We start from the raw sequence: 16201 nt of genomic DNA, 5'->3' as shown, positions 1-16201 counted from the left end.
CCGTCTGGACTGGGCGGCGCTTGAAAGGCTTGCGGGGCTTGGATGTGCGTCCCATCACTGGTTCTCCTTCTCTAGGCTTTCGATCCTGCCGCCGCGCTGGCGGTTAGTTCCCTCAGCAACGCCCATCTGGTCGACCACCCATCCGTTGCTCAACTTGAATCCGCCTTTCCGCTCGCCGACACACTGGACTGGCCGTGGCGCCTCATGGCGGTAAGCCGATACCCACAGGTAACCACAACCGACCTCGATGTTCAGATCACTCACGACGGCTCCTTCAATAAAATGGCGATCGCTTGTTCCGCCGTCTCAACGATGTGTGCTTCGCCCTTCCAATTCCCAAACCAGATCGCTTCGTCGTCCGTCAGCTTTCGCTTGCTGAGCGGTTGCTTGGGATCTTTCACTTCAAACAGAATCGAGCGCCTTCGGAAGCCGACAACCAGATCGGGAAATCCGCCGCCTAGTTGGTGCGTTGGCGTAACGCTAGCCCCGACTGCACGTAAGGCACTGACGATTTCTGCCTGATTACCGTCAACTCGTGCTGCGCGCCTCATGCGGATTCCTCATCAGTAGTCCTACATGCATACTTGACAACTCGCTCCATCTTCCCGATCTCCTTACTCGAAACCGCGCCGTGCTTTCTCTGGCGCTTTGCGCAGTTCCGGCATATAACCCGGCTCCATGTCCGAAAACGTAGTTCGCTCGCCAAAGTAGGCTGCTCGGACGATCCCGGTCGGGCCGTTACGCTGCTTAGCCACATTGATCTCGGCGGTACCGCGCTCGGGCGAATCCGGGTTGTAGACTTCGTCGCGATACAGGAACAGAACCACGTCCGCATCCTGTTCAATTTCTCCAGAGTCACGGAGGTCGGAAAGCATCGGGCGCTTGTTGTTTCTCTCCTCGAGCTTCCGGTTGAGCTGGGCCAGCAACAGGATCGGAATGTCGAGCTGCTTCGCTAACGTCTTCAGACCGCGACTGTTCGCGCCGACCTGCTCAGTCCGGTTCGCACCCTGCGATGCCGCCATCAGCCCAAGATAGTCGACGACGATCAGCCCCAAGCCATGCTTGCGCTTCGCCGCGCGAGCACGAGCCTGAATCTCTGGCAATGAAATGCCGGCCGTCTCGTCGATCAGAAGCGGCAATTCAGACAGCCGCTGAACGCCCAGCGTCAGCATTGACCAGTCGGCGTCGGTTTGTTGGCCGATCTTCGCGCCGTTCAGGATCTTGTCCAGTGCAAGCCCCGACTTCCGGGAGAGCGAACGTGACGTCAACTCTGACCCAGTCATTTCCTGCGTGAAAAACATAGCCGTCGCGCCAGCATCGGCTACAGACTCAGACACGCCGAGTGCGATCGCGCTTTTTCCCATTGCCGGGCGCCCAGCAACGATGATCAGTTGACCGCCTTTCATGCCGCCGCCCAGCTTCTCGTCGAGGTCCCGAAGTCCGGTCGAATACGATGTCTTGACTTCCGTGCTGCCGTGAAACTCCTGGTCGATGCGTTCAATGATCGGCGTCAGGAACGTGGCGATGAACGCCGGTTCGCGAGCACCCGCATCGGCCAGCGGCTCGAGCTTCGCTTGCGCGTGGGCGATGATCTCGGACACTTCGCGACCCTCCGGCTGAAACGCCATTGCGGAGATTTCGTCGGCAGCCGAAATCAGGCCGCGCAGCTTCGCGCGGTTGATCACAATCTCCGCCCAGCGACGGATGCCACTGCTTCCCGGCGTGTTCTGCACGAGCGTGTTCAGGTACGCAAGACCGCCGATCTCGTCAGCCTTGCCAGCCGTACCAAGCGATTCATAAACCGTGATGACGTCGGCGTTGCGACCGGAGACGATCAGCTTCGCGATGCAATCGAAAATGATGCGGTGGTCGTAGCGGTAAAAGTGCGTCGCGCGGAGATCGGCGATCCGGTCCATCGCGTCGTTGTCGAACATCAGCGCGCCGAGAACGGATTGCTCGGCTTCAGCGCTGTGCGGCGGTACGTTCAAGCTGCGGCCTTCGATAAATCGGTCGGGGGCATTCATTCTTTAACCTCACGGTGGTACTTGTTCTCAAAGCACTTCGCAAAGCCTTCCGGCGACATCAGGAAGTCGATGTCAGCCAAGAGAACGGCCCCAGCCCTGGCTTGGGCTTTCCTTTGCCAGTCAGGAAATCTGAGCCTGCGCAGACTGTGAAAAACTCTCTCCACGCATCCAGGCCCTGCTGAACCGTCGCATAACCGAATGGCTTGAAATCCAACCTTGCAGCCTCACGCCAGCGCGCAGAAATAGACTTCCTGCGCTTGTCATTCAAAACCTTGACCCTCGGATTCAGGGGCATCAACTCGTGATATGCGCTAACGATTCGGGAGACGGGGCAGTGCAGTGAAGCGTTGTCGGACTCCCCGGTCTCAGCCGTTACCTTTCCGATCTCTGCCGCCAACAGGTCGTCAGTCGGCGCTGCCCTTTGCGCCGCTGTCGACAGAGCCGTTAGGCTCTGGGTTTTCTCTGCTCTTCTCTTCTCTCTTCTTATCGTCACCGTGCGTCACAGCAGCGTCACCGGTGGTCACAGAGGACTCCTGTGCTTTGCGCTCACGATACGCGCGAGTCCTTGCTGCGCTTGAGTCTTCGCGCTTAGGCTGGCGCTTTTCCCAGTTCGTGATCACGCCGTTGGCGATCATCCCCTTGGCAACAAAAGCATCCAGAATCCGGGCGCAACAACCATCATCTAGGCCGAACAAAACATCATGGTCGTCACAGTCAAATCCTGCGACGTCACCGCGCGTCACATCTGCGTCACCTTGCGTCACACTGCTGGCTCGTTCGAGCAACGCGACCCAAAGTGCGATCACCGAGGTAAACGATTGGCCAGACTTCCGCGCGACCCATTGGAACTTCGGATCGGTCAGGGTGCCGTGCCACCAGCGGAACCATTCCATTTACGCTCCTGCGCCAGCACAGTTCTTTGTTGGCTCGATCCCGACATCGCGGGACATTTGCTCAGCTACGCGGAGGCGCTCCCGGAATTTCGGGCTATCGCTGTATAGAAACGCATCCTTTTGATGCTCGCCAGCGAACAGGCCTCTTCCTCTCCATCACAAGGCTGGTTATATGGATCAGGTCGCATTTGAAGAACTCGCGGTCCCGCGTAACTCTGAAAGCATCGAGGAGCCTATGAATTTCTTGCTCTCGATCACGCGGATTCTCATACTCCGCATAACAGATCAGGTCGAAATCACCTGGTATCGACGTGCTCTTGTTCAGCTCTTCAACGCGCGCACGGGGGCTACGCTCGGTGTAGCCCACCTTGTAGACACCAGGCATGCAGCGGTGGCCCAGAACGTACACAAATCCGTAACTCATTCACTTCCCCTTGCCAACACAAGCCGTAGCCGTCATATCGCGGAGATACGCGCCGATCTCGGCCTTGAGTTCATTCGCCAGTTGCATGCGAACCTCGACCGTTTGGGCGACCGTGATGCGAGCAACCAGTTCGTTGATAGCGAACAGCGATACGTCCAAAGCTCGAGATTCGAATCCATTCATTTGAACCACCCACAAAGAAGTCCAGCGGCCGGCAGGAGCGCGAGCAACACAAGCAGTCCAAGGGCGCCAAAGAACGTCGCGTGATGCCTTGTGACCTTCCACAACAGCGACCGGTCACGATTGCCACTCGCGGCCTCGAGATACGCACGATGTGCTGCCTCAACCGGTCCAAACTCGTCGTAATTCGTCTTGGTAGAAACCATTACTTCGCGTTCCAAGTTGCTCATTTTTTAGGCCCGGGAGTTTTTACCTGCTCCAGAGTCAACAAAAGACGCTCGAAAGCGCCTTGGTTTTCGACCGGCCCAGCGCTCTTCAGGCGGCCACTTTTTGCATCGCCTGTTGAATGAATTCGCCGAGCATCTGCGCGCTTGCCGCCTTGTATTTCTCCACTTCCTTGCGCTCCTGAACTGCGATCCATTGGCGCGGGTAATCGCACGCCGTCAGGATGCAAAACTTCGACAGCTTCACAGCCGGGAAGGGCCGTTTGCCCGCAACCAGATCACCGAAGTGCGGATAGTGAATGCCGCACAGCTTGGCGAGTGACTTGCGATCAAAGCGCTTGAGGCCAAGCTCTAACGCGAGCGAAAGCGTGTTCTCAAACGTCATCGCGTCAATTTGCGACTCGGGGAGCTTGGCTGGCTCCTGGTACATCGCGAACATCCGCATCTCAAACTGATCCATTTCGTCCTCTAGTTAAATTTCATCGAGACCCAATTGATGCCCCTCTTTGTTCCCCAGTTGCGCTGCACTGCAAAATAAGGGCACCACTCAGGCACCCTAGAAAAACGAAAAACTATGAAACCGCTACGCGACCATCTTCGAGAGCTTGTCCGATCCCTTTACTGTCCCGACTGGCGGCTGGGTATCGTCTGTCGCCCTGGCGCGATCAATAAGATCGGTCAGGAACAGCTCGGGGTGCTCCAGCTTGACTTCGGCTGGTATTCCGCGCGTCTTCCAGTTCTGGATCCGCTGAATGCCGCCGCGCGCCTGGTAGCCAAGCCGTTCGGCCAACTTGGTGGCACCGCCCAGCTCTTCGATGAGCTGGCTGTCGGGGTGAAGGTCGGTGTGTTTAATCATGGTGAGTACATTACACACTATGTTTAAACCACCGTCAACAGATTTTACAAACGCCGCGTGTAACAACATTCCGTTTACTTGTGCAAAGATCGCGGCCATGAAAGAACGCGTTATTCACGGAACAGCCGCACGGTTGTTCCTGGCTGCCAAAGAAATGAAGGGTGTTGAAGGCCCTTCGGATGTCGCTCGTCTGCTTGATGTGGTGCCTCAGTCGATCACCAACTGGTCGAGCCGGGGCGTGTCAAGAGAGGGCGCGCTGAAGGCGCAGGCCCTTATTGGATGTGACGCAACATGGTTGCTAACGGGCGTCGGAGAGATGGTCCCGAGCGGTCTTAAACACGAATCTCCGCTTGAGAGTGCGGAGATAAACGACCAAACAAAGCGTGTAATCGCTGAATTACTCCCTTCAGACAAAGGTAACTTGGTTACCTGGGAGAAGCCGGACGACCTGGAGCCCGACAGCGATCGGGTATGGATCGACCGGTATGACTATCGTTATTCAGCGGGGAACGGCGTGATTCAGTGGGAAGTGCGACAGAAAAAAGCGCTGCCGTTTGATATCGGGTTTTTCAAGGCGCTCGGTGTGCGCCCGCAGGATTGCAAGTTGGCTCAGGTTCATGGCCGGAGCATGGAGCCCTACTTGTTCAATCGAGACATGATGATGATCTGCACGGCGAAAACCCGGGTCAAAGACGGCCTAATCTATGCGGTGACATTCGAAGACGAGCCGCTTGTGAAACAGATCTTCAAGGAACCCGAGGGCGCTTTGCGCCTTCATTCCTACAACTCTGAGTATCCGGACAAGATCATCTCTGCCGAGCAGCTCGAGGGGCTGCAGATCGCAGGTGAGGTCGTGTACCGGTCGGGGTCCGGCCTGGCTGGCGGAAACTAAAATCACCATGCCGTCCGAGCGGCGAAAGAGACCATAATGGCCCTAATAAAGTGTCGAGAATGCGGCACGGAAGTCAGCAGCAAGGCGCCTGCGTGCGTGAAATGTGGCGCGCCGGTCAAGAAGCAGATGTCGAAGGGCGCTGAGACTGCTGCGGGGCTCGTCGTGTTCGGCCTTATCGGCTGGATCCTGGTCGAGATATTTGGCGGCGGCTCGGGCCATACTGGCGCCGCGGAGAAGCCCACGCAAACCGAGGCTGCCTGCAATGCTGATGACTTGCAATGCTTGGGCGATAAAGGCGTAGTCGCAGCTGGCGTCTATTGCAAAGATGATGTTGAGCGACTAGCAACGCACAGCGTGAAGTGGACAGACGGCACGTTTGAAACGAAGTTCAGCCGCTTCCGCTGGGCAGATAAGAACGCCGGCACCATCACCTACATTGGCGACAAGGCTGAGTTCCAGAACGGGTTCGGCGCCTATTCGCCGGTCACGTACGAATGCGACCTCGCGCGCGACAACAAGACCGTGCTGGATGCCCGAGTGCACGAAGGACGCTTGCCGAAATAAAGTCCATCTTTGGACCAGAAGGCCGCCGCAGTGCGGGCTATTTGACGGTTGCAAGCCGAACTATTGACCGCGAATATTGTGGGCTATCGCACTCAATTAATTTAAACAATTGGCCGATAAGTATCTTGCAGGATACATTGTTTGCATGAACACGATCAACCAAACGGGCAACTTTCAGGACTGGTTCGCTAACCTGAAAGACAAGACGGCAAAGGGCGCGATCCTCAACAGGATTAACCGTGCGCGGCTCGGCAATTTTGGTGATCACAAAGACTTGGGCGATGGCGTCTCCGAAATGAAGGTCGATGTCGGCCAAGGTTATAGGGTCTACTACGCCCGCGAAGGCCGGATTGTGTACCTGTTGATTTGTGGTGGAGACAAGTCCACGCAAGACAGGGACGTCAAACACGCAAAGGCAGTCTGGGCGCAGTACAAGAAGGAGCAGCCATGAACACGGTCGAAGCAATCAAAGTCACGCCGTTCGACGCATCCGAATACCTTGATGACGAAGAAACCATCGCCAGCTACATCAGCGCGGCAATGGAAGCTGACGACCAAGATGTACTGCTTCTCGCCCTTGCTGACGTAGCAAAGGCTCGTGGCATGGCTAAAGTCGCGGCAGACGCTGGACTGGGGCGTGAGAGTCTCTACAAGACCCTCAAACCTGGCGCCAGCCCTAAATTCGAAACGATCAACAAGTTAATGCACGCGCTCGGGATCCGCTTTTCGGCGGTGGCCGACCACAAGCCAGCGTAAAGATTCGCCCAGCAACATAGGAACTTCGCGCCGAGCCGGGTTTTTAATTTTTAAAGTCATAACCTTAGTACCGATCGCCTCAGCCCGCCGCGCGCGGGCTTTTTCATTTCCGCCTCTGCGCGAATCCCTCCCTCCAGAGCGTGGCGCCAACCGATGTGAGCATCGCCAGGTCGTCACCCTCGAATCTCTCCCAGTTCTCCGCTAGCCAGCCGGCGAACCCCGCACATGCGTCATCGAGCGGCACATCCGCGCGTCCTTCGACATTCAAGCGCTCAAACACTGTCAGCACATCGTCCGCTGTCATAGCGCACCTCCAAACGAGACTTTTAGTCTAGTCGATGCCGCCAGCACCGAGCGTTTAAACGCCACGACTCCGTCTGTTACAAATTTCTTCGCGAAGTTTAAACATCGTGTTTGACAACACGTTTAAACGTGGTGTTTAATAGAGTCCATACCAAGCAGCAACGAACCCAAGCCGAGGAGAGCGAGATGAACGGACTGATCGCATGGATTGACAGCCACGACCGACCGGAACCGACGATCGACAACGGCAACGGCACGCTGACCATCGCGACGATGTGCGTTGCCGCCGATCGCCGTCACTTCATCGAGTACGAAACGATCCCGGCGACGATGCAGGCAGCTCGCGAAGTGCTTGGGTATTGAATGCTGATCTTTCTCCTGCTGCCTCTGATCGTAGTGTGCGTACTTCGGAAGTGGCGGCCTAACCCGACTAAGGCGTATCGCGAGCAGCGTGCGCACCACCAGTTGGCAAAGCTGGATTACGGCTAACTGGTGCGTCACCCGGTACGCACATCGGAGTGACGCCGAAAACGGAAACTGGATAGAGATAAAAGGTCGAAACCGGCCGCAATAGATGCAGCCGGTCTGAGCGTAACGCGCTCACTGACGAGACCGTGAATCACCGCAGTAGAGGAACACAGGCGCATAGCGTCGCCTGGTGGGGCAAGTGATCTTTAACAACGCGACCCACTAGCTTGAGCCGGACTTAGGGCGGTTATCCGCTACCTGTCGAACAATAGGAGTTGGGGTGGGTTGCAACAGAAGAGATACCCGAAAGGGAGCGCTCAACGTCCTACCGCTGAAAAGATCGGGACCTATCAGTCATCCGCCTGGCCGCCAGAGTGGTTATAGAACGGATGCTTGATTGAGTAGTACCGCCCGAACTCAGGCCGGAGCCAGCATCGCTGGGTGTAGCCGGAAGGGTTCGGGATGCAGTTTCAGTGGAGCGTCCTAGTGATCCAGTGGGCGCGGCCGACTGAGGGGCAAATCCTCTCTACGGCGACATGAGTGGTGGCGCACTCAATTCAAAAACGCACAACGAGCGAACCGGTGCGAACTCCGGTGGCAGGGTTGGTGAACCTAACCTCCCTGTGTTGCATCCCGAAATGGCGATCGGGGTATAGGGCGCTCCACTGAGATTGTTCAAACCACGCTACCAGATGCCCATTCGCTGAGTGAGCAGCTAGAAGCGTGGTTGATGGAATTGTAGATTCACGGATTAGGACTGCTACAGGAGCAAGTTATGGACTTCAGTCGCTGGCTAAACCAGCAAGCGCCGATTCCAGTTCAGAGCGACGCCGATCGCCACGTTCAAGAGTTGCTTGACGAGGACGTTCTGCGGGACGTGCAGGGCGGCTACGAGGCGATGTGTTGCCGGTGCGGTGAGTGGCGAGAACTGTACTGCGGACCGGAAGAGATCGACATCGACTATGTGCATTACTGCGGCGGCTCGCCTCGATGCTGCCCATAGCGGAGACCACCGTGTTTTACAGCGATTTCACCGGCCTACGCCTGGTACGCACAACGCATCACTGCGTGGTGTTCACAAGACATTTCGACCAGTACCTGAATTCGATCTTTGCCCGAACGGTCTCGTTCGAATTGATCGTCTGGTGCTAACGGAGACCAACATGTTTTATCTCGGAATCGGAATTGGCGTCTGGACGGGGCTAGCAATCTGCGCAGTCCTCTTCATCCACGGCGCCAGGAAGCAGCGCGAGTCGGCGGAGCGCATGGAGCAAGGCGGCTTAACGGGGGTGAAAGCGTGAAGACTCCAAATATCTCGGACCTTGACGTCGCGTTTGGAACGGTAAAGGGTCTTCCTGATTACGCATCCATCCCCGAAGAATTCAAGCGCGGCAACACCAAGTGGAACAAGTTATTCAGCGCGTGGTTTTACGGCGGCCTCAAATCTCTGAAGATAGCGCCACATGAAGGCGTAGACAAGGCGGCCGCACTCAAGCACATCAAGGCATTGATGGCGTCTTGGGAGCCGAAGCACGAGCACAAGGAAGCGGGGGTCGCTTACCTGATGAGCAAGTACTTCGCAGACGTCGAATGGGAAAGGGCCTGACTGATTCCCCCAAGCCAGCGCGGCTCACAAGAGCGTCAAGTCAGGTGGGAAGCCTGGCGCCCTGACGCGAGGCATCTAAAAAGTCGCCTGTCGCCAGCGCCAAATCCACATTAATACGCAGTCCTATGGAGCAAATCATGGGAAAAGCCAACAATGCCATGCTCTGGCAGTACTACGACGACACACTGACAGCGGGCCTTGACGAGGCCTTCGGCGACGAACCAGTCCTGACGCCGGAGCAGATCGAGCAGATCGAAGCGGACGACCTTGAGCGCCTGCATATGGATCGGATGTATGCGGTACAGCGGTATGCGGTGCCGGTGGGGCATATCCGGCTGGGCGATGAGGCGGGGGCGTGGCGATGACCGAGCCAAAAGTCTACCCACCTCCGAAGATGGTTGACCGCAAATGTAAGTGGTGCCGCAAGCCATTCCAGGCACGTGCAGTCGATGTAAAGCGCGGATGGGGCCTGTTCTGCTCGAAGTCGTGCAAGGCGATGAAGCAGGAAAAGCGCACTCACCAGTTCAAGAATTTGCAACACGAATCGAGTTTCCCTGACGGTCGCTATGACCGCGATATGTCGGACTGGGAGCGTCGCGAGATTCAGCACGAACGCGACCTGCACGAATCGACGACGAGTCACGGTCAAGACGGTACGGGAGGTTGGTAATGACGCACGCCATTTGGGAAATCCTCCCCGCTGAGGCGCCGGCCGACGACGCCAATCACTTCGTTGTAGCGATCACCCCTGAAGCATTCCGCCAGCTTCGCGCCGAGCAGGACAACGCGCTATTGCGTGAGGCCGCGAAGAACGAGCGGCTTCTGGCGACGGCGAGGCTGCACGAATTGATCGCCAAGGCATCTTGCTGCGCGCTCGGCACCGCAATCGGCTACGCAGCTTTCAAGGTGCTCTCCGCATGAACCGCGAAATTGATCGCTGGATCCGCAAATTGGACGCATACGGACACCGCTACCCGGTCCGGACGGCTTTCGCGATGGCCGCCGTGGCTGTGCTGATTGTGGCGTGCTCGAACTAGGGAGGCGCGATGGCGCACTTCGACAACGCCCTCCACATGATGGAGGAGCAGGGCGGATCGTTTGTCCGCTCACTGGCTGGCTGCTACTACGCAGCCGACGCCACCAACAAAACAAAGCTGCGGGAAGCGTTCGAATCGTACTTCGATAGCTACGAAAAGCGTTTCAGGCAGTGGCAAGAACAACTATCTAAGGAGGTCGCATGACCATCATCGCTATGGATTCTGTCGAGTCGAGTCAGATAGCTGCTATCGGTTACGACCCGGCGACGAACACTCTCGCGATTCAATTCGCAAGCAGGCGCGGTCCGGGTTCGCTCTATCACTATGCGAACGTTTCCCCCGAGGACTTCGCGTCGTTCCGCGACGCAGAGTCGATCGGAAGTCACTTCTACAAATTCATCAAGCCGTTTCCTGAAAAATATCCGTACACGCGGATCGATAGGGCCGGAGAAGGGGAGCAAGCGTGAATACAGCAACGATGGCTGACGTGATCGACGTCGAATCCGCCGAATTTACCTCTTCCAACAGACCAGTTGTGCAGCCAGAGCAACGCACGGCAATCGCGACGACGACGCCCTCCGATCTACTACGCATTGCAGTTGAGTCAAATGCCGATCTCGACCGGCTCGAAAAGCTGATGGAGCTTCAGGAGCGCTGGGAGGCGAACGAGGCCCGCAAGGCATTCGTGTCGGCTATGGCGACTTTCAAGCGTGAGCCTATCGAAATCTTCAAGCGCAAAGAGGTCGGCTACAAGACGGGCGCTGGCGATTTCGTCGGTTACAAGCACGCCACGCTGGCAGACATCACTGACGCAATAGCCCCTGCGATGGCGCGGCACGGTCTCAGCTTTGATTGGGATATTCACCAGACGGCGGGATCGATCACGATCGACTGTGTAGTCACGCATGAACTTGGCTACTCCAAGAAAGTGACCATGAGCGGCGCACCCGACTCGAGCGGCAAGAAGAATGCGATCCAGCAAGCCGCCAGCACGATCACCTACCTCCAGCGCTACACGCTTCTGTCCGTCACTGGTATGTCCACGAAGGAAGAGGACGACGACGGCGCTGGCGGCGCTGACGGCGACGCAGGGAAAGAAAGTCACCGCAGTGAGTCGCCCGCAAACCAGAAGGGTGCCAAGTCGTCAGCCGAGCCTCAGCAATACAGCCAGGAGGCGTTCGACAAGAACAAGGCTTCGTGGCGCGAGATTGTCAAGTCAGGTCGCAAGACGGTCGCTGGAATGGTCGCGTTCATCGAAGCGCGCGGTGCCGCGCTGACCGAAGACCAGAAAACCACTATCGATTCATGGAGTCACGAAAATGACTGAACGCATCATTCACGATCTCGCGCAGGGTAGCGAAGAGTGGGCGCAGTTCCGCCTAACCCACTTCGGCGCGAGCGAAGCCGGCGCGATGCTCGGCGTCTCGACGAAGATTAAGCGAACCGAACTTCTGCACATGAAGGTCGTCGGAACGGCCAAAGAATTCAGCGAGTTCGTGCAGACGCGCATCCTCGATAAAGGTCACGAAGTCGAAGCGATGGCGCGACCCCTCGCTGAAGAGATGCTCGGCGAAGAACTCTATCCGGTCACCTGCTCGCTCGGCGTCCTGTCCGCTTCGTGCGACGGCCTGACGATGGACGAACGGATCGCCTGGGAGCACAAACAATGGAACGACGCACTCGCGAAGTCGGTCGCTGCGGGGGTTCTCCCTGAGGAGTACATACCGCAACCGCAACAGATCATGTTGGTGACAGGCGCAGAGAAAGTGGTTTTCACCGTGTCGGACGGCACGCGCGAGAACATGGTAAGCATGGAAGTCTTGCCTGATCCTGTCTGGCGCGACCGCATTTTGGCCGGCTGGAGCCAGTTTGAGAGGGACGCCGAAGCCTACTCTCCGGAGGTCATCGAAGCAAAGCCGGTTGGCCGCACGCCTGAGGCCCTGCCCGCGCTACGCATTGAAGTGACCGGCATGGTGACGGCCAGCAACCTGACCGAGTTCCGCGCTCATGCGATGGCCGTGTTTGGTGGCATCAATCGTGAACTCACGACCGATCAGCATTTCGCTGACGCTGAGAAGGCCGTCAAGTGGTGCGGTGAAGTCGAGACACGCCTCGAGGCTGCAAAGCAGCACGCACTGAGCCAGACCGAGAGCATCGATGTGCTGTTCAAGACGATCGACGATATCGCCGCCGAAGCCCGCTCCACGCGCCTCGCTCTCGACAAGCTCGTCACGAAGCGGAAGGTCGAAATCAAGGACGAGATCCTGCTCAAGGCAAAGCGCGCGTATGAGCGTCATCTCGCCGTCCTGCGTGAAGAGACCGGCGGTCATCTCGTCAGCATGTCTCAGCCCGACTTCGGCGCTGCCGCCAAGGGAAAACGCACCGTCGCTAGCATTCAGGATGCCGTAAACACGGTGCTGGCTAACGCGAAGATCGACGCCGATGCTTCCGCGAGGCGCGTCCGCGAGAACCTCGCGTGCATCGCAACAGACGGCGCTGGCTACGCCTTCCTGTTCAATGACACAGCGGCGCTCATCGCAAAGCATCTGGACGATTTGAAGCTGATCGTCTCGACGCGGATCGCGACCCACAAGGCCGCAGAACAAAAGCGCCTCGACGACGAGCGCGAACGCATCCGGCGCGAGGAAGAAGACAAAGCGCGGCAGAAGATCGCGGAAGAGGCGGGAAACGCGCGTGTCTCTGCGGAGGTCACCTCTGGCTCGACGATTTCTACGGCTGCTGGAGTTGCGAATCAGGGTGTGGGTACGCGGAGTGGGTTCGCAGAGACCATGGCTAAGACGCGCTCGGCCCCGACCAGCGCGCCAACCCTAAGACTCGGGCAGATCAACGAACGATTGGCGCCGGTCGCGCTCAGTGCCGAAGGCCTCGCGACGCTGGGGTTCAAACCAGCAGCAACGGACAAGTCGGCGAAGCTGTATCACGAAGAAGACTTCCCGAAGATCTGCGCTGCGCTGATCCGACACATCGAGACAGCGACAATCTCCACGCATGTAGCGCTCGAACACGCGGCCTGACCATTACCGCCTCAACACCGCACGGATTGGCTACGGCGTTTCCCGGTAAGCCGGTGTAGTGGCCCCCCGGAATCCATGTGATTGGTCTCGCATGGCGTCTGTTTAGCCGGCGCCTGTATGGGCCGGTCTTTTTCTGGATCCCCACAATGAGCGAATGGAGCGACGTGAAGGTCGTGAGCGATGACGCGTCCAGCGTTTCCAAGTACGTATTCTCGCACGACGACGCAGTGGTTGAGGCGGTTCTGTACAGATACCCTGATTACCAAACCCGAACCGTTATCTGCTGTTCGACGCAATCAGGATGTCCGATCGGATGTCGGTTCTGTGGTTCCGGCGATTATTTCGTGCGATCGCTGACCACGGAAGAGATCGTGTCGCAGCCCGTGCGATGCATCGAGGATACCGGAGTCGACCCCGCAACGATGGGGCGCCTGCAAATCATGTTCATGAGCATGGGAGAACCGATGCTGAACATGAAGGCGCTCGATCCGGCGATCCGCGAATTGCACCGCCGTTATCCGAACGCCGCGTTGCTGATCTCCACATCGGCACCGCGCGTCGATTACGGCCAAGTCATCAATTTGAGCGTGGATGTGCCGACCGTTGGTCTGCAATTCTCCGTCCACGAATCGACGGACGAAGCGCGTAACGAGTTGATTCCGTTCAAGGCGAAGTTGACGCTGGAGGAAATCGCATCGACTGGCACGGCATGGTTCGTCAATACCGGCCGGAAGCCATTCTTCAACTACTGCGCTCACGATGCCAATTCGACGCCTGCCGACGCAGACAGGATTCTGGCTCTCTTTGATCCGATCATCTGGTGCGCTACGGTCAGTGTGATCTGCGAGCGCCAGGAGTGGCTTCCGACATCGAACGACCATCAACGCGGACTGGCATCTGATTTCGCGTCGAAACTGGTTGAGCGCGGCTACGACACCAGGATGTTTGACCCAGCTGGGCAAGACACCATCGGCGGCGGATGCGGACAATTGTGGATGACCCAAGAGTGGATGCGAAGCAACCCAGACAAGACGATCAAAAGCATCGGGTTTGGGAAACCGAAGGTGCATACCCCTATCCGCGTGGAGTGCGCGCATGACTGATCGCCATACGAATCGAGGTGGCCACAATCTCATCGACTTGCGCGGTCGGAAATTCGGCAAGCTGCTTGTTCTAGTTGACACGCGGCGGCGGAAATCAAGACGCCCGATATGGGAATGCCATTGCGACTGCGGAGAAACCGTCGCGGTTCTCGGGAAATACCTCCAAAACGGCGACACCAAATCCTGCGGATGCTTCAACAAGGGCAATGCACACAATCGGGATGCCGTGGCAGAAATCACGCTGTCTTTCTGGACTCCAATCACTCGGCAAGCCGTGCGCCGCGGAATCCCTTTCGAAGTTACACGCGAATTTGCTTGGCAGCTTTATCTAGATCAAGGCGGCCTATGTGCACTAACAGGAGAGCCGATCAAGTTCAGCACGAATATCAGAGATCAGCGCGGGACACAGACAGCCTCGCTTGACCGAAAAGACAGTCGCTTTGGATACACCGAGAACAATGTTCAGTGGGTCCATAAGAAGGTCAACATCATGAAAAACGTCATGAGCAACGAAGAGTTGTTCGATTGGTGCGGGAAGGTCCAGGACTGGATGCGAAGTCATCCGGATCAGGCAAGACCCAGCGTCGGATGCGGTAAGCCCAGCAAGCACGTACCGATTCAGGTAGTCGCCGCCTAACCAACTCTCAGGCGGACGCCCAAGGCGGCGTCTGCTTTCAAGGGCTGAAGCTAGCCCTTCTTTTTATTCCTCAGATGACCCCCGACCCCATCGAATCCTTCGAGCACTACGCACGGAGCGAAGCATTGCCGCTCGACCGGTTACCGGACGGGACATATCTCTGGCTGCAAACGCGCTGGCGCTTCGAAGGCTGGATGGCGAGAGGGGAGAGTTCTAGCGCGCCCTATCCGCGCGCTGGCGATTAAGCGCAGTTCCTTCACAAAACGGAGTCAATCAATGCAACAGCTTCAGCTTCCCCCGCTCGCCGAAGGTGAGATCTACATCGGTGCGATCGGCGACAAGAACGGCGACTTCCACCATGTCGTGCTGCTGCCGGGCGACAACGACGACGCCACATTCGAGAAACAACTCGAATGGGCCAAGAGCATCGGCGGTGATCTGCCGAACCGTATCGAGCAGGTGATGTTGTGGGACGGTTTCCGAGATCAGTTCAAGGGCGACTATTACTGGAGCAACGAGACGCACCACCGCGAGAGCGGTTGGGCCTGGTTTCAGGTCTTCATCAACGGCTACCAGGACTACTACCGCAAGGACACCGAGTTTCGCGCTCGCGCCGTCCGAAGAACCCATCAGCCTCATATTTAAGGGCCGACATGCTCTGCGCTGAAGAATGGCGAGTGATTGCAGAGTTTCCTCAATACGAGGTTAGTAGTTTTGGAAGGGTGCGAAGGGGTGCGTCCATCAAAAAGCCTCGCGCTGATCGCAAGGGCTATTTGAGCGTGACTCTTTGGTCGCGTCAGAAACCCACCAAACGTGCCTTGCAGCGCTTAGTGGCAGCAGCATTCATTGGCCCTCGTCCAGACGGCATGGTAGTCCGTCATCGAAACGGCATCAATGCCGATAACCGACATACGAATCTTGTGTACGGCACAGCGACCGAAAATGAGTTCGACAAGATCGAACACGGTACTCAGCTCCGCGGCGAGAAACATCATCAGGCGAAGCTGACTGAAGCGCAGGTTTTCGAAATTCGCCGACGTTTCAAACGCTATGACCGGCGCAACGGCGCCGACGCTTTGGCGCGCGAGTTTGGCGTTACCGGGACTCTCATTTACTACATCGTGATCGGCAAGTTGTGGTCGCACTTGCTCGACACGAATCCCGCGCTTTAGCCACCACGATCGCGCACAACTGGCGAA

27 protein-coding genes are annotated in these 16201 nt (G+C 57.3%); 18 read left to right on the top strand and 9 right to left on the bottom strand.

Annotation, left to right across the window (positions count from 1 at the left end; genetic code table 11):
- Positions 1-54: 54 nt before the first annotated feature.
- From PW947_RS03080 to PW947_RS03050, 8 genes are all read right to left on the bottom strand, one after another.
- A complete protein-coding gene (locus PW947_RS03080; protein WP_299629594.1) occupies positions 55-264 on the bottom strand; it encodes a hypothetical protein in 210 nt (69 codons plus the stop codon).
- Positions 261-551, bottom strand: a complete 291-nt coding sequence (locus PW947_RS03075; RefSeq protein ID WP_299629593.1) for a hypothetical protein — start codon at positions 549-551, stop codon at positions 261-263. The genes PW947_RS03080 and PW947_RS03075 overlap by 4 nt, the downstream gene beginning before the upstream one ends.
- Before the next feature lie 63 nt (positions 552-614).
- Entirely contained in the window at positions 615-2024 is a 1410-nt protein-coding gene (gene dnaB / locus PW947_RS03070; protein ID WP_299629592.1) for a replicative DNA helicase, read from the bottom strand.
- Positions 2025-2428: 404 nt separating this feature from the next.
- Positions 2429-2917 carry a hypothetical protein gene (locus PW947_RS03065; protein WP_299629591.1) on the bottom strand — a complete coding sequence of 163 codons (489 nt, stop codon included), beginning with the start codon at positions 2915-2917 and terminating at the stop codon, positions 2429-2431.
- A 94-nt stretch (positions 2918-3011) separates the two neighbouring features.
- Positions 3012-3341, bottom strand: a complete 330-nt coding sequence (locus tag PW947_RS31190) for a GIY-YIG nuclease family protein (RefSeq protein WP_366146088.1) — start codon at positions 3339-3341, stop codon at positions 3012-3014.
- Positions 3342-3524, bottom strand: a complete 183-nt coding sequence (locus PW947_RS03060; protein ID WP_299629590.1) for a hypothetical protein — start codon at positions 3522-3524, stop codon at positions 3342-3344.
- A gap of 312 nt (positions 3525-3836) precedes the next feature.
- The gene (locus PW947_RS03055) at positions 3837-4205 is read right to left on the bottom strand and encodes a hypothetical protein (RefSeq protein WP_299629589.1); all 369 of its coding nucleotides are present in this window, start codon (positions 4203-4205) and stop codon (positions 3837-3839) included.
- A 123-nt stretch (positions 4206-4328) separates the two neighbouring features.
- Complete coding sequence (locus PW947_RS03050; protein ID WP_299629588.1) at positions 4329-4700, bottom strand: hypothetical protein; 372 nt, start codon at positions 4698-4700, stop codon at positions 4329-4331.
- On the opposite strand from PW947_RS03050, the gene PW947_RS03045 reads away from it, so the two are divergent.
- From PW947_RS03045 to PW947_RS03030, 4 genes are all read left to right on the top strand, one after another.
- Positions 4699-5493 carry a LexA family transcriptional regulator gene (locus PW947_RS03045; protein ID WP_299629587.1) on the top strand — a complete coding sequence of 265 codons (795 nt, stop codon included), beginning with the start codon at positions 4699-4701 and terminating at the stop codon, positions 5491-5493. The two genes, PW947_RS03050 and PW947_RS03045, sit on opposite strands and share 2 nt — an antisense overlap.
- Positions 5494-5529: 36 nt before the next feature.
- Complete coding sequence (locus tag PW947_RS03040) at positions 5530-6057, top strand: zinc ribbon domain-containing protein (protein WP_299629586.1); 528 nt, start codon at positions 5530-5532, stop codon at positions 6055-6057.
- 145 nt (positions 6058-6202) lie between these two features.
- Positions 6203-6508, top strand: coding sequence for a type II toxin-antitoxin system RelE/ParE family toxin (locus PW947_RS03035; protein WP_299629585.1), 306 nt, complete (start codon positions 6203-6205; stop codon positions 6506-6508).
- Entirely contained in the window at positions 6505-6813 is a 309-nt protein-coding gene (locus PW947_RS03030; protein ID WP_299629584.1) for an addiction module antidote protein, read from the top strand. The genes PW947_RS03035 and PW947_RS03030 overlap by 4 nt, the downstream gene beginning before the upstream one ends.
- Before the next feature lie 103 nt (positions 6814-6916).
- On the opposite strand, the gene PW947_RS03025 is transcribed toward PW947_RS03030, so the two are convergent.
- Positions 6917-7117, bottom strand: coding sequence for a hypothetical protein (locus tag PW947_RS03025; protein WP_299629583.1), 201 nt, complete (start codon positions 7115-7117; stop codon positions 6917-6919).
- 185 nt (positions 7118-7302) lie between these two features.
- On the opposite strand from PW947_RS03025, the gene PW947_RS03020 reads away from it, so the two are divergent.
- The 14 genes from PW947_RS03020 (at position 7303) to PW947_RS02955 (ending at position 16174) form a co-directional block, all read left to right on the top strand.
- Complete coding sequence (locus PW947_RS03020) at positions 7303-7479, top strand: hypothetical protein (RefSeq protein WP_299629582.1); 177 nt, start codon at positions 7303-7305, stop codon at positions 7477-7479.
- Between the two features lie 880 nt (positions 7480-8359).
- Positions 8360-8587, top strand: coding sequence for a hypothetical protein (locus PW947_RS03015; RefSeq protein WP_299629581.1), 228 nt, complete (start codon positions 8360-8362; stop codon positions 8585-8587).
- A 294-nt stretch (positions 8588-8881) separates the two neighbouring features.
- A complete protein-coding gene (locus PW947_RS03010; protein WP_299629580.1) occupies positions 8882-9190 on the top strand; it encodes a hypothetical protein in 309 nt (102 codons plus the stop codon).
- Between the two features lie 137 nt (positions 9191-9327).
- Positions 9328-9555 (top strand): hypothetical protein, encoded by a 228-nt coding sequence (locus tag PW947_RS03005; RefSeq protein WP_299629579.1) that lies wholly within the window; start codon positions 9328-9330, stop codon positions 9553-9555.
- Positions 9552-9860, top strand: coding sequence for a hypothetical protein (locus PW947_RS03000; protein WP_299629630.1), 309 nt, complete (start codon positions 9552-9554; stop codon positions 9858-9860). The genes PW947_RS03005 and PW947_RS03000 overlap by 4 nt, the downstream gene beginning before the upstream one ends.
- Positions 9860-10111 (top strand): hypothetical protein, encoded by a 252-nt coding sequence (locus PW947_RS02995; RefSeq protein WP_299629578.1) that lies wholly within the window; start codon positions 9860-9862, stop codon positions 10109-10111. Before PW947_RS03000 ends, PW947_RS02995 begins: the two co-directional genes overlap by 1 nt.
- A gap of 125 nt (positions 10112-10236) precedes the next feature.
- Complete coding sequence (locus PW947_RS02990; protein WP_299629577.1) at positions 10237-10431, top strand: hypothetical protein; 195 nt, start codon at positions 10237-10239, stop codon at positions 10429-10431.
- Complete coding sequence (locus tag PW947_RS02985; RefSeq protein WP_299629576.1) at positions 10428-10694, top strand: KTSC domain-containing protein; 267 nt, start codon at positions 10428-10430, stop codon at positions 10692-10694. The genes PW947_RS02990 and PW947_RS02985 overlap by 4 nt, the downstream gene beginning before the upstream one ends.
- Entirely contained in the window at positions 10691-11554 is an 864-nt protein-coding gene (locus tag PW947_RS02980) for an ERF family protein (RefSeq protein WP_299629575.1), read from the top strand. The genes PW947_RS02985 and PW947_RS02980 overlap by 4 nt, the downstream gene beginning before the upstream one ends.
- Positions 11547-13262 carry a YqaJ viral recombinase family protein gene (locus PW947_RS02975; RefSeq protein ID WP_299629574.1) on the top strand — a complete coding sequence of 572 codons (1716 nt, stop codon included), beginning with the start codon at positions 11547-11549 and terminating at the stop codon, positions 13260-13262. The genes PW947_RS02980 and PW947_RS02975 overlap by 8 nt, the downstream gene beginning before the upstream one ends.
- A gap of 146 nt (positions 13263-13408) precedes the next feature.
- Positions 13409-14365 carry a radical SAM protein gene (locus tag PW947_RS02970; protein WP_299629573.1) on the top strand — a complete coding sequence of 319 codons (957 nt, stop codon included), beginning with the start codon at positions 13409-13411 and terminating at the stop codon, positions 14363-14365.
- Positions 14358-15002 carry a hypothetical protein gene (locus PW947_RS02965; protein WP_299629572.1) on the top strand — a complete coding sequence of 215 codons (645 nt, stop codon included), beginning with the start codon at positions 14358-14360 and terminating at the stop codon, positions 15000-15002. The genes PW947_RS02970 and PW947_RS02965 overlap by 8 nt, the downstream gene beginning before the upstream one ends.
- 276 nt (positions 15003-15278) lie before the next feature.
- A complete protein-coding gene (locus PW947_RS02960; protein ID WP_299629571.1) occupies positions 15279-15647 on the top strand; it encodes a DUF1566 domain-containing protein in 369 nt (122 codons plus the stop codon).
- Between the two features lie 32 nt (positions 15648-15679).
- Positions 15680-16174: an NUMOD4 motif-containing HNH endonuclease gene (locus PW947_RS02955; RefSeq protein WP_299629570.1), complete on the top strand. Its 495-nt coding sequence runs from the start codon at positions 15680-15682 to the stop codon at positions 16172-16174.
- Positions 16175-16201: the final 27 nt, after the last annotated feature.

It is taken from the genome of Paraburkholderia sp., assembly GCF_028283785.1.
Taxonomy (GTDB): Bacteria; Pseudomonadota; Gammaproteobacteria; order Burkholderiales; family Burkholderiaceae; genus Paraburkholderia.
Note: the sequence above shows the minus strand (reverse complement) of the source record. Positions and strands in the feature narration are given on the sequence as shown.

What these genes read in the sequence shown, in the direction of transcription:
- PW947_RS02965 (WP_299629572.1), top strand. Translation starts at nt 14,358, where the DNA reads ATGACTGATCGCCATACGAATCGAGGTGGCCACAATCTCATCGACTTG.
- PW947_RS03025 (WP_299629583.1), bottom strand. Translation starts at nt 7,117, where the DNA reads ATGACAGCGGACGATGTGCTGACAGTGTTTGAGCGCTTGAATGTCGAA.
- PW947_RS02990 (WP_299629577.1), top strand. Translation starts at nt 10,237, where the DNA reads ATGGCGCACTTCGACAACGCCCTCCACATGATGGAGGAGCAGGGCGGA.
- PW947_RS31190 (WP_366146088.1), bottom strand. Translation starts at nt 3,341, where the DNA reads ATGAGTTACGGATTTGTGTACGTTCTGGGCCACCGCTGCATGCCTGGT.
- dnaB (WP_299629592.1), bottom strand. Translation starts at nt 2,024, where the DNA reads ATGAATGCCCCCGACCGATTTATCGAAGGCCGCAGCTTGAACGTACCG.
- PW947_RS03040 (WP_299629586.1), top strand. Translation starts at nt 5,530, where the DNA reads ATGGCCCTAATAAAGTGTCGAGAATGCGGCACGGAAGTCAGCAGCAAG.
- PW947_RS03050 (WP_299629588.1), bottom strand. Translation starts at nt 4,700, where the DNA reads ATGGCCGCGATCTTTGCACAAGTAAACGGAATGTTGTTACACGCGGCG.
- PW947_RS02985 (WP_299629576.1), top strand. Translation starts at nt 10,428, where the DNA reads ATGACCATCATCGCTATGGATTCTGTCGAGTCGAGTCAGATAGCTGCT.
- PW947_RS02970 (WP_299629573.1), top strand. Translation starts at nt 13,409, where the DNA reads ATGAGCGAATGGAGCGACGTGAAGGTCGTGAGCGATGACGCGTCCAGC.
- PW947_RS03045 (WP_299629587.1), top strand. Translation starts at nt 4,699, where the DNA reads ATGAAAGAACGCGTTATTCACGGAACAGCCGCACGGTTGTTCCTGGCT.
- PW947_RS03075 (WP_299629593.1), bottom strand. Translation starts at nt 551, where the DNA reads ATGAGGCGCGCAGCACGAGTTGACGGTAATCAGGCAGAAATCGTCAGT.
- PW947_RS02975 (WP_299629574.1), top strand. Translation starts at nt 11,547, where the DNA reads ATGACTGAACGCATCATTCACGATCTCGCGCAGGGTAGCGAAGAGTGG.
- PW947_RS03055 (WP_299629589.1), bottom strand. Translation starts at nt 4,205, where the DNA reads ATGGATCAGTTTGAGATGCGGATGTTCGCGATGTACCAGGAGCCAGCC.
- PW947_RS02995 (WP_299629578.1), top strand. Translation starts at nt 9,860, where the DNA reads ATGACGCACGCCATTTGGGAAATCCTCCCCGCTGAGGCGCCGGCCGAC.
- PW947_RS03065 (WP_299629591.1), bottom strand. Translation starts at nt 2,917, where the DNA reads ATGGAATGGTTCCGCTGGTGGCACGGCACCCTGACCGATCCGAAGTTC.
- PW947_RS03005 (WP_299629579.1), top strand. Translation starts at nt 9,328, where the DNA reads ATGGGAAAAGCCAACAATGCCATGCTCTGGCAGTACTACGACGACACA.
- PW947_RS02960 (WP_299629571.1), top strand. Translation starts at nt 15,279, where the DNA reads ATGCAACAGCTTCAGCTTCCCCCGCTCGCCGAAGGTGAGATCTACATC.
- PW947_RS03020 (WP_299629582.1), top strand. Translation starts at nt 7,303, where the DNA reads ATGAACGGACTGATCGCATGGATTGACAGCCACGACCGACCGGAACCG.
- PW947_RS03060 (WP_299629590.1), bottom strand. Translation starts at nt 3,524, where the DNA reads ATGAATGGATTCGAATCTCGAGCTTTGGACGTATCGCTGTTCGCTATC.
- PW947_RS03035 (WP_299629585.1), top strand. Translation starts at nt 6,203, where the DNA reads ATGAACACGATCAACCAAACGGGCAACTTTCAGGACTGGTTCGCTAAC.
- PW947_RS03000 (WP_299629630.1), top strand. Translation starts at nt 9,552, where the DNA reads ATGACCGAGCCAAAAGTCTACCCACCTCCGAAGATGGTTGACCGCAAA.
- PW947_RS03030 (WP_299629584.1), top strand. Translation starts at nt 6,505, where the DNA reads ATGAACACGGTCGAAGCAATCAAAGTCACGCCGTTCGACGCATCCGAA.
- PW947_RS03015 (WP_299629581.1), top strand. Translation starts at nt 8,360, where the DNA reads ATGGACTTCAGTCGCTGGCTAAACCAGCAAGCGCCGATTCCAGTTCAG.